The organism is Kribbella sp. NBC_00482, from assembly GCF_036013725.1.
In the GTDB taxonomy this organism is placed as follows: Bacteria; Actinomycetota; Actinomycetes; order Propionibacteriales; family Kribbellaceae; genus Kribbella.
Map to the genome: position 1 here is coordinate 284,109 of NZ_CP107881.1, position 26,057 is coordinate 310,165.

The 26,057-nt window shown below is 68.0% G+C and carries 25 protein-coding genes; 12 read left to right on the forward strand and 13 right to left on the reverse strand.

The window, feature by feature from the left end; translation table 11 throughout:
• Positions 1-10 precede the first annotated feature (10 nt).
• The 3 genes from OHB24_RS01375 (at position 11) to OHB24_RS01385 (ending at position 3,191) form a co-directional block, all read left to right on the forward strand.
• Positions 11-1,321 carry a zinc-dependent metalloprotease gene (locus OHB24_RS01375; RefSeq protein WP_327637065.1) on the forward strand — a complete coding sequence of 437 codons (1,311 nt, stop codon included), beginning with the start codon at positions 11-13 and terminating at the stop codon, positions 1,319-1,321.
• A 54-nt stretch (positions 1,322-1,375) separates the two neighbouring features.
• Positions 1,376-1,921: an NUDIX hydrolase gene (locus tag OHB24_RS01380; protein ID WP_327637066.1), complete on the forward strand. Its 546-nt coding sequence runs from the start codon at positions 1,376-1,378 to the stop codon at positions 1,919-1,921.
• A 73-nt stretch (positions 1,922-1,994) separates the two neighbouring features.
• Positions 1,995-3,191 (forward strand): hypothetical protein, encoded by a 1,197-nt coding sequence (locus tag OHB24_RS01385; RefSeq protein WP_327637067.1) that lies wholly within the window; start codon positions 1,995-1,997, stop codon positions 3,189-3,191.
• Positions 3,192-3,628: 437 nt separating this feature from the next.
• On the opposite strand, the gene OHB24_RS01390 is transcribed toward OHB24_RS01385, so the two are convergent.
• The 5 genes from OHB24_RS01390 to OHB24_RS01410 form a co-directional block, all read right to left on the reverse strand.
• Positions 3,629-4,147 (reverse strand): DUF2064 domain-containing protein, encoded by a 519-nt coding sequence (locus OHB24_RS01390; protein ID WP_327637068.1) that lies wholly within the window; start codon positions 4,145-4,147, stop codon positions 3,629-3,631.
• Between the two features lie 101 nt (positions 4,148-4,248).
• Complete coding sequence (locus tag OHB24_RS01395) at positions 4,249-4,518, reverse strand: winged helix-turn-helix transcriptional regulator (RefSeq protein WP_327637069.1); 270 nt, start codon at positions 4,516-4,518, stop codon at positions 4,249-4,251.
• 51 nt (positions 4,519-4,569) lie between these two features.
• Positions 4,570-6,336: a helix-turn-helix domain-containing protein gene (locus tag OHB24_RS01400; protein ID WP_327637070.1), complete on the reverse strand. Its 1,767-nt coding sequence runs from the start codon at positions 6,334-6,336 to the stop codon at positions 4,570-4,572.
• 4 nt (positions 6,337-6,340) lie between these two features.
• Positions 6,341-7,648, reverse strand: coding sequence for an MFS transporter (locus OHB24_RS01405; RefSeq protein WP_327637071.1), 1,308 nt, complete (start codon positions 7,646-7,648; stop codon positions 6,341-6,343).
• 16 nt (positions 7,649-7,664) lie between these two features.
• Positions 7,665-8,393, reverse strand: coding sequence for a 3-hydroxybutyrate dehydrogenase (locus OHB24_RS01410; protein ID WP_327637072.1), 729 nt, complete (start codon positions 8,391-8,393; stop codon positions 7,665-7,667).
• A gap of 146 nt (positions 8,394-8,539) precedes the next feature.
• Between OHB24_RS01410 and OHB24_RS01415 the strand changes: the two genes are divergently transcribed.
• Positions 8,540-10,789 (forward strand): FdhF/YdeP family oxidoreductase, encoded by a 2,250-nt coding sequence (locus OHB24_RS01415; protein WP_327637074.1) that lies wholly within the window; start codon positions 8,540-8,542, stop codon positions 10,787-10,789.
• On the opposite strand, the gene OHB24_RS01420 is transcribed toward OHB24_RS01415, so the two are convergent.
• A complete protein-coding gene (locus OHB24_RS01420; RefSeq protein WP_327637076.1) occupies positions 10,770-11,927 on the reverse strand; it encodes an MFS transporter in 1,158 nt (385 codons plus the stop codon). The two genes, OHB24_RS01415 and OHB24_RS01420, sit on opposite strands and share 20 nt — an antisense overlap.
• A 79-nt stretch (positions 11,928-12,006) precedes the next feature.
• Here OHB24_RS01420 and OHB24_RS01425 point away from each other — a divergent pair, with 79 nt between their 5' ends.
• Positions 12,007-12,588, forward strand: coding sequence for a CGNR zinc finger domain-containing protein (locus OHB24_RS01425; RefSeq protein WP_327637077.1), 582 nt, complete (start codon positions 12,007-12,009; stop codon positions 12,586-12,588).
• Positions 12,589-12,666: 78 nt separating this feature from the next.
• Here the strand turns inward: OHB24_RS01425 and OHB24_RS01430 are convergent, their stop codons facing one another.
• Complete coding sequence (locus OHB24_RS01430) at positions 12,667-13,335, reverse strand: uridine kinase (RefSeq protein WP_327637078.1); 669 nt, start codon at positions 13,333-13,335, stop codon at positions 12,667-12,669.
• 298 nt (positions 13,336-13,633) lie between these two features.
• Between OHB24_RS01430 and OHB24_RS01435 the strand changes: the two genes are divergently transcribed.
• Genes OHB24_RS01435 through OHB24_RS01445 form a run of 3 tightly spaced genes read left to right on the forward strand, consistent with a single transcriptional unit; the run spans position 13,634 to position 16,189 of the window.
• Positions 13,634-14,995, forward strand: a complete 1,362-nt coding sequence (locus OHB24_RS01435) for a hypothetical protein (protein ID WP_327637079.1) — start codon at positions 13,634-13,636, stop codon at positions 14,993-14,995.
• Positions 14,996-15,001: 6 nt separating this feature from the next.
• Complete coding sequence (locus OHB24_RS01440) at positions 15,002-15,358, forward strand: hypothetical protein (RefSeq protein ID WP_327637080.1); 357 nt, start codon at positions 15,002-15,004, stop codon at positions 15,356-15,358.
• A gap of 21 nt (positions 15,359-15,379) precedes the next feature.
• Positions 15,380-16,189 (forward strand): zinc ribbon domain-containing protein, encoded by an 810-nt coding sequence (locus OHB24_RS01445; RefSeq protein WP_327637081.1) that lies wholly within the window; start codon positions 15,380-15,382, stop codon positions 16,187-16,189.
• Between the two features lie 56 nt (positions 16,190-16,245).
• Here OHB24_RS01445 and OHB24_RS01450 read toward each other — a convergent pair whose 3' ends face one another.
• Both OHB24_RS01450 and OHB24_RS01455 read right to left on the reverse strand, forming a co-directional pair.
• Entirely contained in the window at positions 16,246-18,450 is a 2,205-nt protein-coding gene (locus tag OHB24_RS01450; RefSeq protein ID WP_327637082.1) for an MMPL family transporter, read from the reverse strand.
• 372 nt (positions 18,451-18,822) lie between these two features.
• Complete coding sequence (locus OHB24_RS01455) at positions 18,823-19,359, reverse strand: M48 family metallopeptidase (RefSeq protein ID WP_327637083.1); 537 nt, start codon at positions 19,357-19,359, stop codon at positions 18,823-18,825.
• 523 nt (positions 19,360-19,882) lie between these two features.
• Here OHB24_RS01455 and OHB24_RS01460 point away from each other — a divergent pair.
• Complete coding sequence (locus OHB24_RS01460) at positions 19,883-20,041, forward strand: DUF5679 domain-containing protein (protein ID WP_012922897.1); 159 nt, start codon at positions 19,883-19,885, stop codon at positions 20,039-20,041.
• Positions 20,042-20,189: 148 nt separating this feature from the next.
• Positions 20,190-21,503: an ABC1 kinase family protein gene (locus OHB24_RS01465; protein WP_327637084.1), complete on the forward strand. Its 1,314-nt coding sequence runs from the start codon at positions 20,190-20,192 to the stop codon at positions 21,501-21,503.
• On the opposite strand, the gene OHB24_RS01470 is transcribed toward OHB24_RS01465, so the two are convergent.
• Entirely contained in the window at positions 21,490-22,962 is a 1,473-nt protein-coding gene (locus tag OHB24_RS01470) for an MFS transporter (RefSeq protein ID WP_327637085.1), read from the reverse strand. The two genes, OHB24_RS01465 and OHB24_RS01470, sit on opposite strands and share 14 nt — an antisense overlap.
• A gap of 93 nt (positions 22,963-23,055) precedes the next feature.
• On the opposite strand from OHB24_RS01470, the gene OHB24_RS01475 reads away from it, so the two are divergent.
• Complete coding sequence (locus OHB24_RS01475) at positions 23,056-23,850, forward strand: DUF899 domain-containing protein (RefSeq protein ID WP_327637086.1); 795 nt, start codon at positions 23,056-23,058, stop codon at positions 23,848-23,850.
• On the opposite strand, the gene OHB24_RS01480 is transcribed toward OHB24_RS01475, so the two are convergent.
• Positions 23,841-24,815: an alpha/beta fold hydrolase gene (locus OHB24_RS01480; protein WP_327637087.1), complete on the reverse strand. Its 975-nt coding sequence runs from the start codon at positions 24,813-24,815 to the stop codon at positions 23,841-23,843. The two genes, OHB24_RS01475 and OHB24_RS01480, sit on opposite strands and share 10 nt — an antisense overlap.
• A 45-nt stretch (positions 24,816-24,860) precedes the next feature.
• Between OHB24_RS01480 and OHB24_RS01485 the strand changes: the two genes are divergently transcribed.
• Entirely contained in the window at positions 24,861-25,388 is a 528-nt protein-coding gene (locus tag OHB24_RS01485; protein ID WP_327637088.1) for an NUDIX domain-containing protein, read from the forward strand.
• A 65-nt stretch (positions 25,389-25,453) separates the two neighbouring features.
• Here the strand turns inward: OHB24_RS01485 and OHB24_RS01490 are convergent, their stop codons facing one another.
• Both OHB24_RS01490 and OHB24_RS01495 read right to left on the reverse strand, forming a co-directional pair.
• A complete protein-coding gene (locus OHB24_RS01490) occupies positions 25,454-25,594 on the reverse strand; it encodes a hypothetical protein (RefSeq protein ID WP_238150791.1) in 141 nt (46 codons plus the stop codon).
• Between the two features lie 109 nt (positions 25,595-25,703).
• Positions 25,704-25,991 (reverse strand): WhiB family transcriptional regulator, encoded by a 288-nt coding sequence (locus tag OHB24_RS01495; RefSeq protein ID WP_130383944.1) that lies wholly within the window; start codon positions 25,989-25,991, stop codon positions 25,704-25,706.
• Positions 25,992-26,057 lie beyond the last annotated feature (66 nt).

Consider the following 26,057-nt stretch of genomic DNA (forward strand, 5'->3'; position numbering starts at 1 on the left):
AGGCCCTCCGATGAGCGACGAACCGGACAACCCGGACAACCCGTTCAAGGGAACGCCGTTCGAGGCCATGTTCCAGCAGTTCTCCGGTGCGGCCGGCGCGGGCGGCACCCCGGACCTGAACGCGATCTTCGCCCAGGTCCAGCAGATGCTGAGCGGCTCGACCGACGGCAAGCCGGTGAACTGGGACCTGGCCAAGGACATTGCCCGCAAGACCGTCTCCACCGCCGGGGACCGGTCGATGACGTCCACCGACGGCGATCGGGTCGCGGACGCGGTCCGCCTCGCCGAACACTGGCTGAACGACGCGACCACCCTCCCCGAGGTGTCCGCGACCTCCGCGGCCTGGAGCCGCGCCGAGTGGGTCGAGAACACGCTCCCGGTCTGGCAGACGATCGTCGATCCGGTCGCGGAGCACGTCGCGGGCGCGATGGGCAACGCGCTGCCCTCCGAGGCGCAGCAGTTCGCCGGTCCGATGGCGGGGATGCTGCGGCAGCTGGGCGGTTCCGTCTTCGGTGCGCAGGTCGGCCAGGGTCTCGGCGAGCTCGCCGGCGAGGTCGTCAGCTCGTCCGACATCGGGCTTCCGTTGGGTCCGACCGGCCAGGCGATCCTGCTGCCGGACAACGTGGCGAAGTTCGCCGACGGCCTCGGGCTGACCGACGAGGACGTCCGGTTGTACCTCGCGCTGCGTGAAGTCGCGCACCAGCGGCTGTACGCCGGTGTGCCGTGGCTGCGCCAGCATCTGCTGGCCGCGGTCGCCGACTACGCCGCCGGGATCGAGGTCGACACCGGCAAGATCGAGCGGGCGATGGCCGACATCGACCCGCAGAACCCCGAAGCCATGCAGGAAGCGCTCGCCGGCGGCTTGTTCGAGCCCGAGGACTCGGCGCAGCAGAAGGCGGCGCTCGTCCGGCTCGAGACCACGCTGGCCCTGGTCGAGGGCTGGGTCGACGACGTCGTACGGGAGGCGACCAAGGAGCGGATGCCCGCTGCGGTACAGCTCGCCGAGACGGTACGGCGTCGCCGCGCCGCCGGTGGTCCGGCGGAGCAGACGTTCGCGACTCTCGTCGGTCTCCAACTGCGGCCGCGCCGGCTGCGTGACGCCGCGAACCTGTGGGCGGCCGTCCGCGACGCCCGCGGTGTCGACGGCCGGGACAACCTCTGGTCCCACCCGGACCTGATGCCGAGCACCAGCGACCTGGACGACCCGATCGGCTTCGCCCAGCACGCCGGCGAACTCTCCGACATCGACATCAGCGACTTCCTCAACGAAGAAACGTCCGACAAACCCCAGGACGACGACGGAGACACCCCCACCAAGTAGCGGTCGCCGGACCCCGCTTGAGAGCGTTTGGGTGGGGGTGGGGAGACTTGCGGAATGCTTCGTGGGGATGCGGTTGAGGTTTTGGAGCGGTGGCGTGCGCCTGATGCGGAGCAGGAGGAGCTGCGGGCGCACTACCTGCAGCACTTGGCGACGCATCCGGATGGGATGTGGCGGAGCTGCCGACCGGAGCATGTGACAGCCAGCGCTCTGGTCGTCGACGGCACGGGGCAGAACACCCTCCTGACCTTGCACAAGACAGTCGGCCGATGGCTCCAGCTCGGCGGCCACTGCGAGCCCGGCGACACCACGCTCGGCGGCGCAGCTCTGCGGGAAGCAACCGAGGAGTCCGGGCTCCCCGGGCTCACAGCCAGCCGCGAACCGCTCCAGCTTTCACGACACCTGCTTCAGGCCGGCGGGTGCGCAGGGGCGTACCACCTCGACGTCCAGTTCCTCGTCACCGCGACAGCGAGCACGGAGTACGTCGTGAGCGAGGAATCCCACGATCTCGCCTGGTTCCCGCTCGACGCGCTCCCACCGGACACGGATACGTCCGTCCGGGAACTGGCCTCCCGAGCACAGCACCACCTCGCACACCGCTGATCGCCTGCCGACCGACCTCCTGGTCTGCCAGTATCTGCCGCCTGTTCAGCTGATCGGGTGAGGAGTGCAGACGATGATCGGTCTCGCGGACGTGGAGCGAATCGCCGCCGACCCAGCTCTGACCGTCCGCGAGCGCAACGCCGGCATCGCAGCACTCTTGAGACAGCATGGTCCTGGCGGGGTCAGGGCCGCTGTGGAGTGCCTCCTCGAGACCGATGACCGTGCCATCGCCGAGTACCTCACGGCGTACCTCGAGGAGATCCCGGAGGCGCACGCGGCGAAGACTCGCGCCGCTGAGCGACTGCTCGCGACTCCTGCGGTCGCGGCCTCCGCCGCCCGGCTTGTCCCGTGGCTGCCTCCCGCCCTGCTCGATCGGTTCGTCCACGATCACCACGCTGACCTGGGCGGTGATTCGCCGTACTCCTCGGTCCTCTTCACGATCGCGACCTACTTCCCCGGGCGGCTGCGGCCGTACGTGGAACTCATCGAGCACCCCGCCATCCGGCAGGCGCTCCTGTGCGGAGCCGATGATGCGGTGGCCGATGCGCTTCTGGAGCGCTGGAACAGGGACCGCGACCTGACCGACCTGTGGAGCCTGGCGCTGATCCGCACTGAGCATGCGGCGGATCTGATCACCTCCGTGCGGTACGACGTACCGGATCCGGACGACTTCGACTGGCTGATGCCGCTGGCCGGACGGCTGCCCGAGCGGGGGAAGCCCGCTGGTCATCGTCCCGCGTTCATGGGATTCGTCGCAGACAAGGGAGAGAGCAATCATGTGATCGGCGGCGCTTGGCCGGCTGAGGTCCCGTTGTGTGCCGACTGCGGTACGCCGGCCGAGCGCATCCTCACGTTGTCCGCGGCCGATCTGCCGCAGGAGCTGAGCTGCGATCCGTCGTTCTTCTGGTTCGCGTGTGAGTGCGACGAGGTCGACATCACCACCGTGCGGTTCATCGGCGCGGACACGCAGGTGTACTTCAACCCGCAAGGCCCTGCGGCTGTCGAGCCTCGGCTGGTTCCCGCCGAACGCTCGATGGTGCTGACGCCACACCCCAACCAGACCGGCGTCACCATGCCCGCGATACCTACCGCGACACATCACCAGGTTGGCGGTCTCCCGCGGTGGCGATCGCCCGAAACGCATCCGATCTGCCCACAGTGCGGCGACTACATGCCGTTCCTTGCCGCCACCACAGTCGGCCGGTCGGTGCTGCTGTTCGGCTTCTGGTGCGATCCGTGTGCGGTTTCAACCACGAGGTTCCAGGGTTGAACCGCTGGCTGAGTAGGCAATCGCGCATCGGCCGGCCATCGTGAGGCTTCCCTGTGGGCCGACCAGAGTTGGCCGGCCCACCTCCCCACAGCAGGGCACCCCCTCATCCCCAGCCCTGCGGCCCCTTGTACCTCAACCCCGTCGTACTGCGTCCCCCGCAACCCCGTGTCGTGCGTCCCCGTGATCCCCGTTGGTGCAGCGTTCCCCGTGTCCCCCTGGTGCGGCCGGTGTGCGGCAGTCCCCCGACTGCGGCACGCCGTTCTGGTGCGATCCCCGTGTGGTGGTGCGATCCCCGTTGTGTGGCAGGCCCGCGCCGCATCCCCCCGGTGCGGTCGGGTCGTCGTCGCGTGCCGCCCCTGAACGGCATCGGCGATCAGCTGGGGATCCCCGTGTTCCCCGTTGCATGGTGAACGAGCGGGTGGGGCGAAGGTGACGGGTCAGGAGTGACGAAGTAGGGATCTTGTCGCATCCCAGCCTTCGAGGCCCGGATCCAGTCGCGCTAGGTCAACGTTCGATCGCAGACGGTGCCAGCCGGGACCGATTGCGACGGCGTGGCGGCGGGGTTTGCGGGCCTCGAGGAGTTCGAGTGGGGTGTCGAAGGTCGGGGCGAGCTCGACGAGCCAGTCGGCGACGGGGAGCTTCACGCCGACGGCGGCCAGTGAGCCGTCCTCGGCGGGTGTGACGGCGACGTCGGCGTTGCTCAGGGCACGGAAGAGTTTGCCGATGAGCAGTCCAGGAAGGTCGGGTACGTCGTGCGACACCGCGACGACCGCTGCGGCGGGGCCGGCGAGCTCCACTGCATGCAGGACGGGTCGATCGGGATCGACGGCGTACGTCGGGGTGCCGGGCCACGTCAGTGCGCGTACCTCAGCGACAGCGTTCTCGTCGCCGGCGACCGCGGCCGCGACATCGACTCTGTCGAGCGCGGCGATCACCTCGTACGTGTCCTCGGCCATCGCCAATCGCCAGGCGTCCGGGTCCCTGCCAGGCGGAGCCCAAGTCCCAGCAGCCGGCACAACAACCACCACAACCCGACGATCAGACCCGTCCGACGTGGTCATGCTGGGGCGCTCGTGTTGTCGTAGGTGGTGCGGGCGGTGGTTACCTCGGGCATGTGGGACTCGGCCCAGGACTTGGTGGCTGAGATGAGTGGCATCAGGGTGCGGCCCAGGGGCGTGAGGTCGTAGTCGACGCGGACGGGGACGGTCCGGCTGCCTCTTCGCGGCGCTGGGCTGCGGTGCGGGTAGCCATGGCTCTCCTCGTCGTGCGGTACGTACTTCCCAGCAGAGCGTAGCTCTCCGAGAGTGGTGCAGTTCCCAGACACCACGAGGAGAGAAAGATATGCGCGCAGTACGTCTCGTTCTGGTGCCGTAAACGATCAGCCGACGGCGGAATGGAGGCGGAGGGCTACCTGGACGTCCAGTGCGCGGTCCGGCGACTGCCAGCCGTCCCCTAGCAAGGCGGTGATGCGGTCGAGTCGCTGCTGCACCGTGTTGGGGTGGATGTGGAGTGACGTGGCGGCCCGGGTCGGGCTCTGGCCGGCGGCGAAGTACGCCTGCAGTGTGCCGATCAGGTCGGTGCCTCGCTGGGTGTCGTAGTCGAGGACCTTGCCGAGCACATGGTGCACGTGGGTGCGTACGTCGACCTCGGACGCACCGACCAGGCCTGCCACACCCAGGTCGTCAGGTGTGGCGGATTCACAGAAGCGGCCCAGGCGGACCATCGTCGTGACCAGGCGAGTCGCCTGTCGGTGTGCCTCGACCAAGAGCTCGCCCCAGGCCGCCGGGCCGGTGACAGCGATCGTCACGCCGGTGCGCTTGGCCAGCTCGGACAGGTCGCGTGCGGTTGACCCAGCATTCGTACGAGCAAACAGCAACACCAGGTCCCCGCCGTACGGACCGGACAGCACCAGTCTGTCTTCCAGTGGTGCGGACAGCCGTGCGCGTACGGCGGTGTGGTCGCCACGGCACACTGCGACGACCAGGCGATCGTGCCGATGGCTTGGGGCGAGCAAGCGGAGTCGATCGGTCAGAGCGCGCGGATCGGCGCTTCCACTCAGTACGTCGGCCAGCAGGTCTGCCTGTGCACGTTGGGACTGCTCAGCGGCCTGTCGGCGGAACAGCAGGACCAGTGCGGTCACAACGGCTGCACGCTCGACGATGCGCTGGTCTGCACCGGACAGGTCGTCAGCACCGCCAATGACCAGTGCACCGAGCCGTTCGCGCTTGGCAGTCGCCGCTACGACCCAGCAGTCACCGATGCGAGTCAATCGACCGGACTCGGACTCCTGCCACGGCACCGGCGTACCTGGGACGCTCCCGGCAGCTGCCAGCTCGTTGCCGCTGGCATCGACCAGCACGACCCACATGTCGAGCAGCTCGGCCAGTGCGGCGGCGATCGCGTCCACATCCCCGCCGGACAACACGATCTCGGCAAAACGGTCATGCGCGGCGGCTGCGTGCTCGACGCCGGCGTGCGCAGCAGACAGCTGGTCCAGTGCCGCAGCGGTCTCCGCCGCCGCACGTACCTGCACCAGAGTCACCGCGGCCAGTGTGGACAGTGAACCGAGGAGCGACACCTCATCACGACTGAACGGGCGCCGTGTCCGGTTGGACGCGAACAGCACACCGACGAACGCTCCGTCGACCACCAACGGCGTACCGCAGATCGCTACGAGCCCCTCCTCGCCGACCGCGTCGTCGATCGGTGTGGTGTGCCGAAAGCGTCGGTCCGACGGGTAGTCCGCGGTCCAATACGGCTTGTAGGTCTCCGCGACCAGTCCGCCGAGTCCTGCACCGAGCGGCAGCCGCAACTGCTGGAAGGCGGCAGAGACGGAGCCGTCGGTGGCCCGCATGTACGTGTCGCCACGGGTCTCGTCGTACAGGGTCAGGTACGCGACGTCCGTTCCGACGAGGGTGCGGGCGCGGTGGACGATGGTGTGCAGTACGCCGCCCGGATCGCGGGCGGACGCCAGCTCGCGCGCTACGTCGACCAGTGCGGACAGCTCGGCCTCACGCTTCTTGCTGGCGTCCATGCCCGCCCGGATCCGCAGGGCGAGGTCGCGTGCCACCGCGTCCTCGCCCGCCGCCCGGGCCAGCTCGCTCCCGGACGCGTCCTCGGCCAGCAGCCGCAGAAGCTCTTCCATGGTTCTACAGCGTAGTGAGGTCCCGACGATGTGTTTCGGAGTACGACGTCACCGCGACGATCGAGATGACCGCACAGGCCGCGACGTACACAGAGATCGCGTACCCGGAGTCGTACGCCTTGAGCAGCGCGACCGCGATGAACGGCGCCAGACCGCCCGCGACGATCGATGCGAGCTGGTAGCCGACCGAGACACCGGAGTACCGCACCCGCGTGCCGAACAGTTCAGTGAAGAACGACGCCTGCGGCCCGTACATCGCACCGTGCAGCACCAGACCGCCCGTCACAGCCAGTGTCGCGAGAGCGAAGTTGCGAGTGTCCACCAGTGCGATGAACACGAACGCCCAGACGCCGACACCGACCGCACCGATGAGGTACACGGGCTTACGGCCGATGCGGTCCGACAGCGCGCCCCAGAGCGGAATGGCGAAGAAGTGCACGGCTGCGGCGATCAGTACGGCGTTCAGCGCGAACGACTTGCCCATGCCGAGCTGTTCCTTCGCGTACGTCGCGATCACGATGGTGAAGATGTAGTAGCTGACGTTCTCCGCCATCCGCGCACCCATCGCGGTCAGCACCTCACGTGGGTACCGCGTGAGGACCTCGAGAATCGGCAGCCTTTCCGCCGGCTCCTCCTGCGAACGAGCGCGCGCCTCCTGGAAGACAGGTGACTCCTCGATGCGCAGCCGCACCCACAGCCCCACGAACACCAGTACTGCGGACAAGAGGAACGGGATGCGCCAGCCCCACGAGTTGAAGTCCGCATCCGTCTGGAACGCAGCCAGCCCGGCCAGTACTCCGTTGGCGATCAGCTGGCCCGCTGGCGCACCGGCCTGCGGCCAGGACGCCCAGAAGCCACGCCGTGCCGGATCACCATGCTCCGACACGATCAGTACTGCGCCTCCCCATTCACCACCCAGCGCGAACCCCTGGATGAGCCGGAGCACTGTGAGCAGGATGGGGGCGAGTGCACCGACCTGTGCGTACGTCGGCAGCAGACCGATCGCGAATGTGGCAACACCCATCATGAGCAGCGAGAGCACCAGCAACTGCTTGCGGCCGAGCCGGTCACCGAAGTGCCCGAACACGACGCCACCGATCGGACGGGCGAAGAAGCCGACCGCGAACGTGGCGAAGCTCAGCAGCGTTCCGGTGAGCTCCTCGCCTTTCGGGAAGAAGAGGTCGCCGAACACCACCGATGCGGCGACCCCGTACAGGAAGAAGTCGTACCACTCGACCGTCGTACCGACGAGACTCGCGCCGACCACCCGGACGATCGACGAACGGGTACGCACTGGTTCTGTAGCTGTCATTGGGCGGGCTCCTGAATTAGTGGGCGGTCCAACCGCCGTCGAGTACGAACGAGCTCCCCGTGATGGAGGCGGACGCGGGGCCGCACAGCATGGCCACCAGCTCCGCCACTTCGGCCGGTTCGATCAGCCGCTTCACCGCGACCGGCTCGAGCAGGACCTTGTCCAGCACCTCTGCCTCGGACAGGCCGTGTGTCGCGGCCTGGTCCGCCAGTTGCGCAGTGACCAGCGGCGTCCGGACGTACGCCGGGTTCACGCAGTTGCTGGTCACACCGTGCGCAGCACCTTCCAGTGCGACGACCTTGCTGAGTCCTTCCAGTCCGTGCTTCGCAGAGACGTAGGCCGCCTTGAACGGGCTGGCGCGGAGGCCGTGGACCGAGCTGATGTTCACCACCCGGCCCCAGCCGGCGCCGTACATGTGTGGGAGCGTCTGCCGGATCAGCCGGAACGGCGCCTCCAGCATCAGCCGCAGGATGTAGCTGAACCGCTCCGGCGGAAACTGCTCGACCGGTGCAACCTGCTGTACGCCGGCGTTGTTCACCAGGATGTCCACGTCCGTGGGGAGGTCGGACAGCCGCTCCAGGTCGGACAGGTCGGCCACGACCGTCTCGACGCCGTCCAGCGCGTCCAGACCGGCCTGGTCGAAGTCGACGGCCACCACGTGGACGCCGTCCGCGGCCAGGCGCTGGGCGCACGCGGCGCCGATACCGGACGCTGCGCCGGTGACGAGGGCTCGACGGGTCTCCATGGCCGATGACTGTAGAAATCAGGGCCTCGGCGCACTATGGGATGCGAGCACACAACCCAACACAGCGGCATGGCCCGACAAGCTACTTATCCACAACCGTGGCTATCAAAGCGGCGCGTCACGATAGGTGGACCTATTGTTGAAACATGGTCGATATCGAACAGCCGAAGCAGAAGGCCGCCGGCGTGCCCGCCGTGCTGTCGTCGTTCAAGTTCGGTCTCCGCGAGATGGGGCCGGTGCGCACCGGCCGCGCCTTCCTGAAGATGAACCAGGACCGCGGGTTCGACTGCCCCTCCTGCGCCTGGCCGGATCCGGAGCACAAGCACGCCGCCGAGTTCTGTGAGAACGGCGCGAAGGCGGTGGCCTGGGAGGCGACCCGCAAGCGGGTGCCGCGGGCGTTCTTCGCCGAGAACTCGGTCGCGGACATCGACCGGATCTCCGAGTTCGACCTCGGCAAGCTCGGCCGGATCACCGAGCCGATGCTGCTGCGGGCCGGCGCCACGCACTACGAGCCGATCGGCTGGGAAGAGGCGTTCCAGGTCGTCGCCCGGCACCTGAAGGCCCTCGTCGACCCGAACGACGCCGTCTTCTACACCTCCGGCCGGACCAGCAACGAGGCCGCGTTCCTGTACCAGCTGTTCGTCCGCGCCTACGGCACCAACAACCTCCCCGACTGCTCGAACATGTGCCACGAGTCGTCCGGTACGGCGCTGCTCCGGGTGGTCGGCAGCGGCAAGGGCGCGGTCACCCTGAAGATGCTCGAGGAGTCCGAGCTGATCGTGGTCGTCGGGCAGAACCCGGGCACGAACGCGCCGCGGATGCTCAGCCACCTCGAGGTCGCCAAGCGCAACGGCGCCGCGATCGTCGCGGTGAACCCGCTGCCCGAGCCGGGCCTGATGAAGTTCATGAACCCCCAGAAGCCACGCGGCCTGGTCGGCAAGGGCACGCAGCTGGCCGACCAGCACCTGCGGATCCGGATCGGCGGCGACCAGGCCCTGTTCCTTGCCCTCGGCCACCTTCTGCTCGAGGCCGAGGCCGCGAACCCGGGCACCGTGCTGGACAAGTCGTTCATCGAGTCGCACACCAGCGGCTTCGAGCTGTACGCCAAGCACAACACCGAGCTCGACTGGCCCGCGGTCGAGCAGGCCACCGGGCTGCGGCAGGCCGAGATCGAAGAGCTGGCGCAGCGTTTCATCAAGTCGAAGGCGACCGTGGTTGCTTGGGCGATGGGGCTGACGCAGCACCGCGACGCGGTCGCGACGATCACCGAGGTCGTCAACGTGCTGCTCCTGCAGGGAAACATCGGCAAGCCCGGCGCGGGACCGTGCCCGGTGCGCGGCCACTCGAACGTCCAGGGCGACCGCAGCATGGGGATCTGGGAGAAGATGCCGGACACCTTCCTGGACCGGCTCGATCACGAGTTCTCGTTCACCTCTCCGCGCGTGCACGGCATCGACGCGGCGGAGACCGTGAAGCGGCTGCGCGACGGCGCCGTCCGCGTGTTCTTCGCGATGGGTGGCAACTTCGCGTCCGCGACCCCGGACACCGAGGTCGTGCATCGCGGGCTCCGGCAGTGCGACCTGACCGTGCACGTGTCCACCAAGCTGAACCGGTCCCACACCGTCACAGGGCGCGAGGCGCTGATCCTGCCGACGCTCGGCCGGACCGATCACGATCACACCGCGGCAGGTCCGCAATCGGTGTCGGTCGAGGACTCACAGGGCGCCGTACACCTGTCGAAGGGCAATCTGATGCCTCCGGCGCCGGAGCTGAAGTCCGAGATCGGGATCGTGTGCGGGCTGGCGCAGTCCGTCGTACCGGATGTCGGGCAGATTCCGTGGGCCGACTTCGCCGACGACTACAGCCTGATCAGGCAGCGGATCGGGCGGGTCGCCGACGGGTACGAGAACTTCGAGGAGCGGCTGCGGGACGGCGACGGCGGCTTCCTGCTGGCGCACGCGGCGCGGGACAAGCGGGAGTTCAAGACGTCCGACGCGCGAGCGCAGTTCACGGCGAACGAGCTGACCTGGTTGCCGACGGAGCCTGGCCGACTGCTGCTGCAGACGTTGCGCAGCCACGACCAGTTCAACACGACGATCTACGGCCTCGAGGACCGGTACCGCGGCATCCACGGGACCCGCGATGTCGTCTTCGTGCACCCCGACGACCTGGCCGAGCTCGGCCTGCAGGACGGCGGGTACGTCGACATCGTGAGCGAATTCCAGGGCGTCGAACGGCGGGCCTCGCACTTCCGGCTGGTCTCGTACCCGACGGCTCGTGGCTGCGTGGCGGCGTACTACCCGGAAACCAACGTGCTGATGTCGGCAGACGATTTGGCGAAGGGCAGCAACACCCCGGTCGCGAAGGGGATCACGGTCAGGCTAGTCGCTTCCTGAACCACGGTTGGAGTGCCGCGAGCACGAGGGCAGCTCCGGCCGTCGTGAGCCAGAGGCCTGCCGGGCCTGCAGTCTTGAGCAGTTGGGTGACGGTGATCGGCGCGATCGTGGTAGCGATACCCCAGCTCAGGCCGAAGACCGCGAGGTAGCGCCCGCGGGCCTCGTCGGGCGCGAGGCCCGACGCCTGGGTCAGGTAGCGGGTCAGCAGGAACAGTTCGCCGAGGCTCCACAGGACCGACGCGAGCAGGAACACGCTGAGGTTGTGAGCGAACGCGCTGACCACCAGACCAGCGGCGACGAGCACGTAGCCGATCGCGATGGCTCGGAAGTCGTCCAGATGCTGCACGCGGAGCACGCGTTGGGCGACGATCAGGGTGACTGCCGACACGGCGAGGATGATGCCGGTGCCCGACTTCGGGAGCCCCTGTTCGAGCAGCGTCAGCGGTACGCCGATGACGAGCTGCATGTAGATCGTCGCGAAGACCGTGCCGCCCGCGAGAAGCAGTAGAAGTCGCCTGTCTCGCCAGACTGCTGCGGGGCGATCCGTCGGGCGTTCCCGGCGTACGTCGGCCGGCAGGGCGAGCGCGACCAGTGTGGCGCAGGACAGGCAGGTGATCGCGTCCGCGACGAAGAGCCAGCGGAGGTCCCAGTGGCTGATCGCGGCTGCGAGCAGACCTGCCAGTACGCCGGCCGCCGCCAGGGCCGCGCTGTACAAGCCATAGGCGGCGGGGCGGTCCTCGGGCTCGGTGACGTCGGCGATCATCGCCTGACTGGGCGGCTCGTAGATCTCGAACGCGAGGCCGAGCAGGATCGTCGCGAGTACGGCGGACCAGAGGGCGTGACTGAGCGCGATCGACAGCTGAGCAACCGCACACCCCACCAGACCGAGGATGATCGTACGGCGGCGACCGAGGCGATCGGCCAGCTGACCGCCGAGCAGCCGGGACGGGATCGTCGCGGCACCGAAGACCGCGAGGATCAGGCCGACCTGGCCGAGCGACGCCTTGAACTCGACCGCGAGCACCACGCCCAGGAACGGAAGCGTGAACGCACCGATCCGGTTCACGGCGCGGGCGATGACCAGGATCCACACCGCCCTGGAGAACCCACGCACCGTCAGCGCCGAAACAGCACTCATCTCACACCTCATGACTGTCTAAGTGGCTATGATCGGTCACGCAACCCTGAGCCTACGGAGGTATAGCGTGACTGGTCAAGTGTCTTTTGATAGTCATGCACGCAATGTGCTGGCCGCGTCGGTCGAGTACGTGAACCGGCTGACGCCCGGGTACTCCGGTGGCGTTCCGTACGACGCCCCCGCCGATGAACCGGAGGCGATCACGGCAGCCGTCGCCGAGGCGCTGACCGCGATCGGGCATCCACCGAAGTCCGTGCCGGTCGACGACGCGCGGCGACTGAAGCTGCTCGCGGGCCGGATGCGGATCGTCTTCGAGGCCGCGAACGACGGCGATCTGGACACCGCGGCGGCGGAGATCAACGAGTTGCTGATCGACACGAACGCGCGTCCGCAACTTGACCGCGGCAAGGACCGGCCGTGGAGCCTGCACTTCCACGGCCCCGACGAGCAGCTCGCGAACGGCTGGGCCGCCGGATGCGCCGCCGGTCTGGCACTCGCCGTCGGCAGCGACCTGGCCGGCAGGCTAGGCGTCTGCGCAGCGCCGCAATGCGACCGAGTCTTCGTCGACGTATCGAAGAACGGTCAACGCCGCTTCTGCTCCCCCCAATGCCAAAGCCGAGTCAAGGCCGCGGCGCATCGAGCCCGCCAGGCCGCCACCTGACCGAACTGGGAATAGGAAATGGCTACTGGGGACATTCCATTACCTATCCCCAGTCCCCGGCGGGTGTCCCGAGCCGGGTCAGCGGCGGGTGAGGGTCGGGTTGGACGGGTGCTCGTTGTTCACGATCAGTTGCGCGCGTTCGGCGGGGTGGACCTGGTCGACGTACATCTGCTCTCCCGGGATGTACCTGGTGCGGTAGCGCTCCTCGGCGGCCGCCAGCGAGTCCATCCAGGCCGCATCACGGGCGGCACCACGGCGGAGTACCGTCTCGAAGCTGACGTCGACGTAGATGCGCAGATCCCAATAACCGTCCAGCTCCGGACGCTGCAGAAACGCGCCGTCAGCCACCAGGATCGCGTCCGGCGCGGCAGTTCGAACAGGTAGGTCGAGAGCGATCCGGGCGTTGGACTCACGAAGACCGGCCGTGTACCGCCGGTCCCCACCCGGACCAAGCGGCCCCAAGAGCCGCTCGCGGATCGCGTCGTAGTCGTACATCTCGAAGTAGTAGCTCTCCGCCGAACCAATCGGGTACGCCGTCCGCAGCTCAGGCGCCCGCTTGAAGTAGTCGAGCCCGGCCCGAACAACCTCCCGCCCACCCCGCCCCCGCAACACCTCCGCCAACTCATCAGCCAACGTCGTCTTCCCAGCCGCCGAGCACCCATCCACCCCCACCCGCAAGGGATGCGCCCGCCCGACCGCCAACACAGCATCGGCCAACTCCCCCAGAACCGCCGCCCGGTCTCCCATGGCAGTCATTCTCCACAACGCCGCAGGGTGCGGGCGAAAGGTTTCCGCCGAGCGTTTGCGTCAAGTTTGTTTACCCTCCGCGATTACTGGACCCGGTCAGAGGATGGCCGTACCGTTCACTCACAGTAGGGGGGAAACACAAATGCACAGATGTTCTTCTTGTGGTGCCGGAAATCTGACCGGCGCCACGTACTGCGGCACGTGCGGACAGCAGCTGCCGCCGATCGAAGCAGATACCGAACCGTCCGGAGACGCACCGCCGTCGGATGCGACTCGTTATCTGTGTGCGGCCGTTCAGTTGAACAGCCGGCTCGCCGACGAGGTCGTTCGCGACATTCTGGACGAAGAATTCAAAGCACCGCCGTCGTCTCCGGACGTCGACCTGGTGCCGGTGATCCTGCACGCGATCGCGGCCAGGAAAAGACATCTCGTCCGCGATGTCCTGCTGACGTTCCTGCTCATCAGCGCATTCTGGGGTGCCTACAGCGCACGGTACGTCGTCGTGCTGCTGGCGCTCGCACTGTGCTGGGTGGTGGTCGTCGGCGAGACCTTGGTGGCGACGTACGGCGTCGTCGCCCACGACCTGCGCCCGGAACGGTTCAAGCCGGACGCCTTGTCTTCGGACGATCCCGCGATCAGGGAACGGCTCAAGCAGGTCGCCACAGCGGCACGGGGCAATGTCAGCGTCTACAGCGGCTACCGGCCGTTCGTCGGAAGCGGTGTGACCTTCGACGCCTGGTCCTTCGCGCTCGACATCGACCGGGCGGCGGAGGGGAAGGTCGCCGAGTCGTTCACCGCGCTGTCGATCCACGACTTCGTGAAACAGCGCTTGGGTGACCTGCGGACCGGCGACGTGTCGCTGGCCGACCGCGTCTTCGTCGACGGTCGCGACATCCGCGAGGACCGCCGGTTCCTTCCGGATCGGTTCACGGTGCCGAGGCCGAAGGTGGATCGCTCGATGGTGCGGAGCCTGACGGTCGAGCCCGAAGACCGGGCACGCCCGTACCTGACCGTCCAGATCAGTGGCTGGCGCGGGCAGTTGGTCGTCTCGACCTTCCTGCGGTTCGTCGTCACGCCGCACGAGCTGGTCGTCGAAGTCACGCACTGCCTGCTCGGGCCGGTGCGGGACGAGTTCCAGGAGGTGGACAGCCTGTTGCCGGAACCGACCGCGCGCCAGGCGATCCGGATCGGCGGGCGGGCTCTGCGGAGGACACCGGGGCATGTGCTCCGGGCCCCGATCGCGATCGCGAAGCACCTTCTCGGGCCGGTGACGACGGCCAATCATCGGGCCAGGCAACGGCGGGAGATCGTCCGCTCACTCCGGTTCGACTACGGCGCCGCCAGAAGCCCGCGCGAGACGGTCAGCGACGACCGGTACCAGCGGTACTTCCAGAAGCTCGACAGCGCCTTGTACACCAAGGTGATCGAGAAGCGGATGCTCCAAGCGGTGGAGCAGTTCCTCGAATCCAAGGGGATCGACACCGTCGAGCTGACGCAACGGCAGGCAATGATCCAGAACAACGGCGTGCTCGTCGCCGCGGGTGCGACTGTCACCGCCGGCAGCATCGCCGCCGGGACCGGAGCCCGTGCGAGGTCCGTGATTCGGAAGGCCGCCAACGTGGCCAGACAAAGCGTCACCGACGCAGCCGGAAGGAACTGAACACCGATGGAGAAGAACGACGGAATCCGGATCTCAGGCGGACATGTCTCGGTCGGCGCGATGGCAGCCGGCGAAGGCGCCACGGCCACGAACATCTCGGCAGTTTCGGCAGGTTCGCTCGCCGACGCGCGAGCCGGGATGGCGCAGCTCCTCGAGCTGCTGCACACGCACTCGGAGCGGTTGGAGCGACCCGACGAAGCCATCGCGGTGGCAGAGCTGGCCGATCGCGAGCTATCCAAGGAGGAACCCGACAAAACGTCGGTACTGCGGCTGCTGGAGCTGCTCGCGTCCGGAGCCAAGTCGATCGCCTCGATCGGCGGCGCGGTGACGGCTGTCCAGCAGGCGGTTTCTGCGATCTTCTGAGCGTCTGGGGGGACGAACTCGATGTCTGTCTATTGCACGATCTGTGGCACTCGCCGGCCGGAGGGGGCCAAGTACTGCTCGCATTGCGAGGCGGCGTTCAAGGACGAGGCTGCCGACTCGCGGACCGCTCAAGGCCCGCCCGGATACGGAACGGGCTGGTTCGTCGGAGCCACCGTGGTTCTCGCCGCGATCGTCACCGGCGTGATCCTCGGCGGCGACGCGCTGATCGCGCGCTCCGTGGCTGCCCCTGACCTGACGGCCTACAACCAGCGCCTCACGCCTGACGGCCGGGTCACGTACGGCCCTGTCGAGCCAGTCGAGACGCCCACTGAAGAATGGACGCCTTTGCCGACGGAGGACGAGACCAGTGACATCCCGCCGGTGTCGACCGAGCCGGCTGAGTCGGTGGCGCCGTCGGTGCCCGCAGTGGGCAACGAACTGATCACCGTTACCCCGGAGGCAGCCCAAGACCCTGCCGCCGCCGACGTCGTACAGCTGCTGACCGCTTACTTCACGGCCATCAACAACCACGACTACGACGCCCATCAAGCACAGCTGACCCGCGCGGCGCGGGCAGCAATGACCCGCAAGGAGTTCACGTCCGGCTTTCGCTCGACCGTCGACTCCGAGATCACGCTGGCCAGCCTCAGCATCGCGCGCGACGCGCGGCTGGTGGCTGAAGTGTCCTTCGTCAGCCGGCAGAACGCGGAAGACGGACCCGAACGTCAGACCTGCACCCGCTGGACTGTCGGAAAGTTCTTCGAGGGCCAGGGCACGAGCCTTCGGATCGGCAAGGCGCTTTCAGGCAGCAGCAGGTACGAAGCCTGCTGATTCCAGTACGACGCCCCACCCGGACAGGCCGGGTGGGGCGTCGTACGGGACAGCTGTCAGCCGACCGGCGTCAGTTCGCGTTCTTCTTCCGGTGCCGGCGGGGTTGGGGTGGCGTGCTTGGCGGTGTTGCTGCGGAGCCACTTGGGGGCCCACCAGTTGGCGTCGCCCAGGAGGGTCATGATGCTGGGGAGGACGACGGCGCGGATGATCGTGGCGTCGATCAGGATCGCGACCGCGAGGCCGACCCCCAACTGCTTCATGTCCAGCGTGCTCAGGGTTGCGAAGACCGCGAACACGCCGATCATCACCGCTGCCGCGCTGGTCACCACGCCGGCCGAGCCGGTGATGCCTTCGGCCACAGCCTGCTTCGTCGGTACGCCGCGCAGTACCGCCTCACGGATCCGGCTGACCACGAACACGTGGTAGTCCATCGACAGCCCGAACAGCACCACGAAGAGGAACAGCGGCAGCCAACTGACCACGGCGCCGTTCGACCGGAAGTCGAGCAGCCCTTCGGCCCAGGTGTTCTGGAAGACCGCGGTGACGACGCCGTACGCCGCGCCCGCGCTCAGCAGGTTCAGCCCGATCGCCGTGATCGCGACGACCACCGACCGGAACGTCACCATCATCACGATCATCGTCAGCAGCAGCACGAACCCGATCACCAACGGCAGCTTGTCCCGCGTGTGTGCCGCATAGTCGACGTCCGCGGCCACGAACCCACCGACCGCGTACTCGACTCCCGGCACCTTGCCGACCGTCTCCGGCATCAGTTCCTTGCGCAGCTTGGTCAGCGAGTCCCGAGCCTGATCGCTACCGCCCTCGTACGGCGTTGCGACCTCGAGCGTCGCGACTGTGCCGTCCTTGGAGAACTGCGGCTCCTCGAGGCCGTCCGACGCGAACAGGCTGTCGCCCTTGGTCTTCTCCATCAGCTCGGCCAGCGCGGCCTTCACCGCGGGCTGCTGGTTCGCAGGCGCCCGTACGGCGACCTCGTGGCTGGTGCCCGTACTCGGGAAGGCCGCGGTCAGCCGGTCGTACGCCTTCATCACCGCGGTGTCACGCGGCAAGTCCTCCGTACCGGGGAACTTCAGCGTCATCCCCAGCGCCGGCGAAGCGACCGCGAGCAGTGCGGTGACGGAGACGAGCAGAGTGGCGACCGGGTGCTTCAGGGCCGGCTTGAGGACCATCGGCCAGAACCGCGGCTCCTTGTTGCCGGCCGTCAACCGCCAGACGAGCGGGATCCGCGGCTTGTCCACCCAGCGACCGAGCTTCGCCAGCACGGCCGGCAGCACGGTCAGCGAACCGACGACAGCCACCGCGACGACCAGGATCGAGCCGACCGCGAAGGACGAGAACACCGCGTCGCGAGCCAGGAACAGGCCGGCCATCGAGATGATGACCGCCGTACCCGAGACGACGACCGCGTGACCCGAGGTCGCCGCGGCGATCTCGACCGCGTCGACGTGACCGCGGCCCTTGGCGCGTTCCTCACGTTCGCGGCGCAGGTAGAAGAGCGAGTAGTCGACGCCGACCGCCATACCGATCAGCAGGATCACGCTGTTGACCGCGTCCACAGCCGGCACCAGCTGCGACGCTGCGGCTGACAAGCCGATCGCGGCAGCCACCGCGGACAGTGCGAGCACCAGTGGGACACACGCGGCGATCAGCGCGCCGAAAGCGATCAAGAGGATCGCCAGCGTCACGGGCAGGCTGAACATCTCCGCCCTTTTGAAGTCCTCGCCCAGCGTCTCGCTGAGCGCCTTGTCGATCGACAGTCCGCCGACCTCTTCGATCCGCAGGTCCGGGTACTGCTGCTGGATCTTGGCGGTCGTGTCGAGCAGCGGCTGAACCCTGGCATCGTCGTCCGAGCCCTCCGGTACGTCCTTCATCGTCACCCGGACGATCACCGCGTCGTTCTTCGGCGACGGCAGCGGCTGTCCGACCTCCGCGACCCCACCGAGGGCGCGCATCTGCTGGATCACCACCGCCGCGGCCTTGTTCGCCGCGGTGTGGTCGAGCTGTCCGGACGGAGCCGTGATCAGCACGCTCTCGACGTCCGGGTCGTCGAAGTTGCCGGACTTGACGATGTTGTCCGCCCGGGTCACCTCGCCGATGTCACCCTCGTTCTTCGACTCCTTGGTCCCGGTCACCTGCCCGAGCGCGAAACAGGCGATCACGACGACAACCCACATCGCGATCGCCCGCCACGGATGGGTCGCGCTCCAGCGCGCTGCCCGGACCGTGATCTGTCCCCTGGCCATACGTTCCCTGCCCCTCTGCGCACCCACCGGCGCCCCACCCAGCGCTCCCTGGCGTGGCGCTGGCTACGGGAAGAAGCCTGGCTGCCGCGGCCCCGTCGCGACCATGCAGGAAGCCCCCCAGGTCACCCTGAGGCAAACCCCACCCCACCCTTTCCCGTACGCCGTACGCACCCCGGCCCACCCCACCCCCTGCAACGGTTGACCGAAGCCCAACGTCGACCCAACCGGCGGACAGGCGGGCTACCCGCCCGACTTTGTGCATGACGTCCGTACGAGTCACCCAGATCCGCGCGGACTGGGTGCACAAAGTCGGACGAACGAGCGAGCTGGCGCGGGGTGGCGTTGGTGGTACGCCGTTGTCGTGGGGGTGGGTTAGAAGTCCTCGAGGTCGAGGGATGAGGCGGCTGAGACGCCCTCGAGGTAGCCCTCCGCACGCTCGGATTTCGGGTAGCGGTGGACGAGGGCCCAGAAGGCGGCGTTGTGGGTCGGCTCGATCAGATGGGCGAGCTCGTGGACCAGGACGTAGTCGACGACCCACGCCGGCATCGACTGCAAACGGGTCGACAACCGGATCGATCTGTCCGCCGGAGTGCAGGAGCCCCACCGTCTGTTTTGGTTCGAAACCCACCTCACCGACGCAGGTTCGGGCACTTCCGGGAGGTGGCGACACGCGAGATCGTGTGCTCTGGCCAACAATTTTTCGTCCGACACGCGCGATCGGCTGCGCTGCTTCTCGAGTCGCGCCAGCATGGTCTCGACCCAGCGCGCCTCCTCGGTGGCGGACAGCCGGTCGGGCATCAGCACGACCACCCGGTCGCCGTCCCGGTAGGCGCTGACCGTGCGCTTGCGGCGCTTGCTGCGACGGATGTCCACGTGAGGCGGGATCGGGCGCAGCGGAGAGTCGGCCATGACTCAAAAATGTACCCCCCGAATCCGACAACTTTCTTCGGTCCACATCCTGTGCATCGACGTTTCCGCAGGTCAGACGCCAGATCTTGAACCTTCGGACCCTGGTTGTTCACATCCTGTTCCCCCGCCCGTCCACAGCGCCCGGCGGCGCGTCCCACAGGTTGCGCACAGAGTTATCCACAGGGGTGGACAACGCGGGCTTGCCACCGCGGCCGGTACCTCCTAGCGTCATCGGCAACAGGCTCCCGGACCGCTACCGGGGCCGCTCGGAGGGGAAGCCGAGTGGTCGCGGAGGCGGATCACCGGGAGCCTGTTCCGCGCCGGCGAAAGTTTCGGTAAGGGCTTTCCTCGGGGGAATCACGCGGCACGCGGACCAGCAGGTGCGCTTGAGCCTGCGCCAGGAGGCCGTAGGGTGAATCCCGACTGGGCCGAACGGCCTACGGCAGGACGGTCTGCCGTTAGCATCCAACGACTGCCCGGGGCGAGACCCCGGGCTGGAATTCAGAGCAAGGAGAGGGCCCTCATGGCAGAGACCTGGAGCGGCGAGTTTTACTGCGTCAAGTGCAAGGCCAAGCGCACCGCCGACGGCGAGGTCAAGGTCAACGACAAGGGCACGCGCATGGCGAAGGCCAAGTGCCCCGAGTGCGGTACGAACCTGAACCGGATCCTCGGCAAGGCCTGACGCACCAGCACCAAGTCGTCGTAGAGGCGGTCTCCGGCACGTTGCGCGTGCCGGACACCGCCTCTCGTCGTACCCGGACCCGCGACACACAGCGACACACGTGGGCCCCACCGCCGCCCGGGCTTGGGCGACCGGACAGAATGGAGGAGTGTCGGACCTTCCTCGTAAGGCGCTGAGCCGGACCGCGAAACTTGCCAGCCTGCCGCTCGGTGCCGCCGGGCGGGCAACGGTCGGCCTGGGCAAGCGCATCGGCGGCGCGCCCGCGGAGGCCGTGTACGCCGAGTTCCAGCGCCGTACGGCCGATCAGTTGTTTTCCGTCCTGGGTGAGCTCAAGGGCGGCGCGATGAAGTTCGGGCAGATGCTCAGCCTGATGGAGTCCGCGATGCCGGAGGAGCTCGCGGCGCCGTACCGGGCGACCCTGACCAAGCTGCAGGACTCCGCTCCGCCAATGCCGGCCTCGACCGTGGACACGATCCTCAGCCGTGAGCTCGGCAAGCGCTGGCGGGACCGGTTCGAGGAGTTCGGCGACGTGCCCGCGGCCGCCGCGTCGATCGGCCAGGTGCACCGCGGACGGCTGAAGGACGGCCGTGAGGTCGCGGTCAAGCTGCAGTACCCGGGCGCCGCCGAGGCGCTGCGCGCGGATCTGCGGCAGCTCGGCCGGTTCGCCCGGACGATCGGCTCCCTGATCCCCGGGCTGGACGTGAAGCCGCTCATCGCCGAGCTCCAGGAGCGGATCGGCGAGGAGCTGGACTACGACCGCGAGGCGCAGGCGCAGCAGCAGTACGCCGACGCGTTCAAGGACCACGCGGAGTTCGTCGTTCCGCGGGTCATCAAGCACTCCCCCTCGGTGATCGTGTCCGAGTGGATCGAGGGCCGGCCGCTGTCGTCGTACATCACCGACGGCACCCAGGAGGAGCGGGACGCGATCGGGCTGAAGTACGTCCGGTTCATGTTCAGCGGCCCGAAGTACGCCGGTCTGCTGCACTCCGACCCGCACCCTGGGAACTTCCGGGTGATGCCGGACGGGCGACTCGGCGTGGTCGACTTCGGTCTCTGCGCGCGGCTCCCGGACGGCCTGCCGCCGGCGATCGGACGGCTACTGCGGATCTCGCTGCTGGGTGACGGCCTGGCGGTCCGGGACGGGCTCAAGGCCGAGGGCTTCATCAAGGCGCGGATGGAGATCGACCCGGCCCAGCTGATGGACTACCTCGCGCCGTTCGCGGAGCCGGCCCGCGAGGAGAAGTTCCAGTTCAGCCGGGACTGGATGCGCGCGCAGGCGAACCGGACCGGCGACTTCCGGTCCCCCAACGCGTCCCTCGCACTCCGCCTCAACATGCCGCCGTCGTACCTGCTGATCCACCGCGTCTGGATCGGCGGCATGGCCGTCCTGTCCCAACTCGAGGCCGAGGCCCCGTTCCGCTCGGTCCTGGAGGAGCTCCTGCCCGGCTTCAGCGACGACTGAGCGCGGGCAGCGCGCGCAGGGTGACCGCCAGCAGGATCGCCATCGCCGTCAGCGCCACGGCCGTGATCCCGGCAGCCACATGGAGTCCGGAGGTGAAGGCGTCCCGGGCCTGCTCGAGTACGTCGGCCGGTGCGCCCTGGCTGACCGCCTCGCCCAGTGAGTTGCCGCCGCGACCGTCGGTACGGTTGCGGTAGACCGCGGTGACGACGCTGCCGAGGACGGCGATGCCGAGGGCGTACCCGAACTCGTTGCCGGTCTGGGTCAGCGCGCCGGCCGAGCCGGCCTTCTCCGGCGGCACCGAGCCGATGACCAGGTTCGTCCCCAGGATCACCAGCGCGCCCGGCCCGAGGCACTGCACCGCGAAAGCGATCACCAGCACCGTGGTCGAGGTCGTCAGGCTGACCACGGCCATACCGACCACAGCGCAGGCGACACCGGCCGGGATCAGGATGCCCGGGCGGATCCGCCGCGCCAGCCGCGGCGCGAGCTGGAAGCCGATCGTCGACGTGATCATGCCCGGGACCAGCGCCAGACCGGCGTCGAGCGGGCTCATCCCCTTGACCAGCTGGAAGTACTGCGCGATGAAGACCATCACGCCACCTGACAGCATCGAGTACGCCGTCATGCTGCCGAGCGTCACGCTGAAGGTCCGCCGGGTGAACAGCCGCACGTCCACCAGCGGGTCGTCCAGCCGCCGCTGACGCCGTACGAAGATCCAGCCGACGGTGCCGCCGATCAGCAGGGCCCCGATGGACTGGACGCCGGCGCCGTGCGAGGCGAGGTGCTTCAGTCCGTGGATGGCCGGCAGGATCGCCGCCAGCGACAGCAGGACACTCGGTACGTCGATCCGCCCGGCCTTCTCGTTCCGGTACTCCGGGAGGATGAACGGCCCGACCGCCAGCAGTACCACCATCGCCGGGACGCCGATCAGGAAGGCGGAGCCCCACCAGAAGTGGTTCAGCAGGACGCCACCGACGATCGGGCCGATGATGGCACCGACGGTGAAGCAACCGCCCCAGACGCCGAGCGCGGTGGCCCGCTGCCGCTCGTCCGGGAACAGGGTGGAGATCAGTGACAACGTGCACGGCGCGATCGCGGCTCCGGCGATGCCCAGCACCGCGCGGGCGCCGATGAGCATGCCGGGGCTGACCGAGTACGCCGCCACGATCGAGGCGACGCCGAACACGGCAGCGGCGATCAGCAGCAGCCGACGGCGACCGAGGCGGTCGCCCAGGCTGCCCATCGTGATCATCAGGCCGGCCACCATGAACCCGTACACGTCCAGGATCCACAGCTGCTGGCTGCTGGTGGCGCCGAGCGCGTCGGTGACCGCCGGCACAGCCAGCAGCATCACGAACAGGTCCAGCGACACGAGCAGCGATGCGAGGCACAGCACGCTCAGCGCGATCCACTGCCGCTTACCGGTCGTCATCGGGTCCTCCAGGACGCTGAGGGTCATGATCTGGTCCTTCCACAGGGGTCTTGTCACTCACTGCGTCGGACGGCACATCACGAGATCGACACTGGGTACAGAACTTTCCAGGAGGTCACGATGACGACGATGGACAACCTGCCCGCGGTCGTGTCACAGGAAGAGTGGCTCACGGCCCGTCTGGAGCTGCTGAGGCTGGAGAAGGAGGCGACACGAGCGCGCGACCGCCTGAACGCCGAACGCCGCCGGCTGCCGATGGTCCGGATGGACAAGCCGTACGTCTTCGAGGGACCGGACGGTGAGGTTGGACTGCTGGACCTGTTCGACGGGCGGGACCAGCTGGTGATGCACCACTTCATGTTCGGGCCGGACTGGGACGAGGGGTGTTCGAGTTGCTCATCCGCCGCCGACGAGATCGGCCACCTCCGCCAGTTGTACGTGCGCAACACGTCACTGGTCGCCGTGTCGCGCGCGCCGTACCCGAAGATCGCCGCGTTCAAGGAGCGGCTGGGCTGGACGTTTCCCTGGTACTCGTCGTACGGGAGCGACTTCAACTACGACTTCCACGCCACGCTCGACGACCGGGTCGCGCCGGTGCTGCTGCACTTCCGCACGCAGGAGCAGTTGGCGAACGAGAAGGGGACGCCGTGGTCGGACGGACCGTGGACCGACGACATGAACGGCGAGGAGCTGCCGGGCATCAGCGCGTTCGTTCGGGTCGACGACGAGGTGTTCCACACGTACTCGACCTTCGGCCGTGGCATCGAGGACTTCCACAACTGCTACCGGTACCTCGACCTGACCGTCCTAGGTCGGCAGGAGGCGTGGGAGGAGCCGAAGGGGCGCGCCGAGCCGCTCGGACTCAACGTCGGCGGACCGGCGATGCGCGTGCCGGACCGGTACGACTACCAGTAGACGGAGTCGAGCTTTCCCTCGATGCTGCGGACGTTCTCCCGGGCACAGCGGTCGCAGTACAGGACCTTGCGCCCGTCCTCGACCGAGGTCATCCAGGTCAACGGCACGTCCTCGGACGCCGCCTCCTGACCACACAACACACAGGTAGCTCTGGTCACGCGCATCAGTGTTGCACCACGGGTCTCCAGGAAGCGCCGCACCTCCGTGTTGAACGCTTCGGGTGCCTCGAGGTTCGCCTCATGGCCCACTCCGCGGAGCACCACGAGTTCGGCGGTGGGGATTGCCGACCGCAGCGCTTCCCCGACCGTCCGGAGCGGGGAGCGCTGGTCGTGTTCACCCCAGAGCAGCAGCGTGGGGACCCCGATCGTGGGTAGGACCGCGTTCAGATCTGCCTCGGCGAACGCGGTCAGCATCGGGAGCATCCCGGCCGGACGGCTCTCCGCCATCATCGTCCGGACCAGTTCCAGCGACCCGGCCGGCGCCGAGCCGGCGAAGAAGCCGGGTAGGTAGCCTTCCATCCACTCCGCCGGCGGCCGCTCGGCCTCGGCCCGGACCCGCCGTACCCGGGCCTCGACCTCCTCGGGCGGCAAGGATCCCTTCCAGCCGGCGTACGCCCCCACAAGGATCAGCGAGCGGACCAACTCGGGGTGGCGTTGCCACACAGCGAGAGCGAGGCCGCCGCCCCAGGACAGGCCGCACAGATGGGCTTCCCCGATGCCCAGTTCGGTCACCAGAGCGGCCAGGTCATCGGCGTAGTCGGACATCGTCATGCCACCGGCAGGATCGTCGGAGCCTCCGCACCCGGGCGCGTCCCAGGCGATCACGTCGAAGAGATCGGCCAGGCCGTCCAGCTGGGGTCGCCAGGCACGGCCGTCGCTCCACCCGCCGTGCAGCAACACCAGCGCGGGTCCGGCACCGGCGCGGTGGTATGCCATCGTCCGGCTACCGACGTCGACCAGCTTCATCGCCCGAGCCCTCCCCCGGTCGAGACGTGCCCTACGCTCCTCAGCATGCGCTGGGTGATCCATGGTGAGGAAGAGGCCTGGTCAAATCGGTGGCTGAGCGTACGGCGGTTGGACGTCGAGCAGCCCGATGGTGAGCGGTTCGACTACCACGCGGTGCGGATGAAGGACATCGCCGCCGCTGTCGTCACCCGGGACGAGTGCGTGCTGCTGATGTGGCGGCACCGGTTCCTGACCGACACCTGGGCCTGGGAGATCCCGATGGGGATCATCGAGGCCGATGAGAGTCCGGAGGCTGCCGCGGCGCGGGAGCTCGAGGAGGAGACCGGGTGGCGGGCGGACGGGCTCACCGAGCTCATCCGCTCGGAGCCGGCGGCCGGGATCATGGACTCGCGGCACTTCGTGTACCGGGCGATGAGTGCGCAGTACGCCGGACCGCCGACCGAGCGGAACGAGTCGGACCGGATCGAGTGGATCCCGCTCGCCGACGTACCCGGGATGATCGCCCGGCACGAGATCGTCAGCGGCCTCACGCTGGTCGGCCTGCAGCAGCTACTGCTCTCCGAACGTGGCTGAGGGGCGGCCCCCCTTTGGGTGCCGCCCCTCAGTGATTCAGCTGGTCAGGCTGTGTTTCTGGTGGATCAGACGAGGCGGGCGAGTGCGAGGCGCGCGCGTGCGCTGGCCCTCTCAGCTCGCCGGCCGGCCCGCTCGGCCTGCTTCTGCGCCTTCTCGATCTGGTGAGCGAGGCGGAAGCGCCGGTTCTGCTCTGCGTCCTTCAGCAAGCTACGACAATGAGCACGGGCGAGATCTTCATGAAGTAAATGCATTTCGGTGCTCCTGGTGAAAGTCTGAGTGGTCACGTTGGACTCGTTTCGGATGGGTTGAAGGTCGTCAGGCGGCGGTTACGGTGTCACTCTTGCGGGGACGCCCACGGGGCCGCTTGCGCGGAACCACCACACCTTGGACGAACAGCTGGCCACCCCACACTCCCCACGGCTCGGAACGCTCGAGCGCTCCAGCCAGGCACTCGGCCTGTAGCGGGCAGGTCGTGCAGAGAGACTTCGCGTACTCGACATCCGCCGGCGATTCGGCGAAGAAGAGTTCTGGCGCGTAGGACCGACAGGGCAGGTCCTGCGACGTTGCGACCTCGGTGAAGACATCGAGGAAGCTCACGCTCATTCCGGTCACCTCCCAGTGACTTTTGGTTGCTGATCTCTTGTCGTCGGTGACGGCTGCCGGTTGCGG

Bases quoted from the DNA above. Each gene is read 5' to 3' on its own strand.
- OHB24_RS01415 (WP_327637074.1), top strand. From the start codon at position 8,540: ATGGTCGATATCGAACAGCCGAAGCAGAAGGCCGCCGGCGTGCCCGCC.
- OHB24_RS01420 (WP_327637076.1), bottom strand. From the start codon at position 11,927: ATGAGTGCTGTTTCGGCGCTGACGGTGCGTGGGTTCTCCAGGGCGGTG.
- OHB24_RS01440 (WP_327637080.1), top strand. From the start codon at position 15,002: ATGGAGAAGAACGACGGAATCCGGATCTCAGGCGGACATGTCTCGGTC.
- OHB24_RS01380 (WP_327637066.1), top strand. From the start codon at position 1,376: ATGCTTCGTGGGGATGCGGTTGAGGTTTTGGAGCGGTGGCGTGCGCCT.
- OHB24_RS01430 (WP_327637078.1), bottom strand. From the start codon at position 13,335: ATGGGAGACCGGGCGGCGGTTCTGGGGGAGTTGGCCGATGCTGTGTTG.
- OHB24_RS01410 (WP_327637072.1), bottom strand. From the start codon at position 8,393: ATGGAGACCCGTCGAGCCCTCGTCACCGGCGCAGCGTCCGGTATCGGC.
- OHB24_RS01475 (WP_327637086.1), top strand. From the start codon at position 23,056: ATGACGACGATGGACAACCTGCCCGCGGTCGTGTCACAGGAAGAGTGG.
- OHB24_RS01445 (WP_327637081.1), top strand. From the start codon at position 15,380: ATGTCTGTCTATTGCACGATCTGTGGCACTCGCCGGCCGGAGGGGGCC.
- OHB24_RS01385 (WP_327637067.1), top strand. From the start codon at position 1,995: ATGATCGGTCTCGCGGACGTGGAGCGAATCGCCGCCGACCCAGCTCTG.
- OHB24_RS01485 (WP_327637088.1), top strand. From the start codon at position 24,861: ATGCGCTGGGTGATCCATGGTGAGGAAGAGGCCTGGTCAAATCGGTGG.
- OHB24_RS01390 (WP_327637068.1), bottom strand. From the start codon at position 4,147: ATGGCCGAGGACACGTACGAGGTGATCGCCGCGCTCGACAGAGTCGAT.
- OHB24_RS01450 (WP_327637082.1), bottom strand. From the start codon at position 18,450: ATGGCCAGGGGACAGATCACGGTCCGGGCAGCGCGCTGGAGCGCGACC.
- OHB24_RS01455 (WP_327637083.1), bottom strand. From the start codon at position 19,359: ATGGCCGACTCTCCGCTGCGCCCGATCCCGCCTCACGTGGACATCCGT.
- OHB24_RS01400 (WP_327637070.1), bottom strand. From the start codon at position 6,336: ATGGAAGAGCTTCTGCGGCTGCTGGCCGAGGACGCGTCCGGGAGCGAG.
- OHB24_RS01480 (WP_327637087.1), bottom strand. From the start codon at position 24,815: ATGAAGCTGGTCGACGTCGGTAGCCGGACGATGGCATACCACCGCGCC.
- OHB24_RS01405 (WP_327637071.1), bottom strand. From the start codon at position 7,648: ATGACAGCTACAGAACCAGTGCGTACCCGTTCGTCGATCGTCCGGGTG.
- OHB24_RS01470 (WP_327637085.1), bottom strand. From the start codon at position 22,962: ATGACCCTCAGCGTCCTGGAGGACCCGATGACGACCGGTAAGCGGCAG.
- OHB24_RS01495 (WP_130383944.1), bottom strand. From the start codon at position 25,991: ATGAGCGTGAGCTTCCTCGATGTCTTCACCGAGGTCGCAACGTCGCAG.
- OHB24_RS01460 (WP_012922897.1), top strand. From the start codon at position 19,883: ATGGCAGAGACCTGGAGCGGCGAGTTTTACTGCGTCAAGTGCAAGGCC.
- OHB24_RS01375 (WP_327637065.1), top strand. From the start codon at position 11: ATGAGCGACGAACCGGACAACCCGGACAACCCGTTCAAGGGAACGCCG.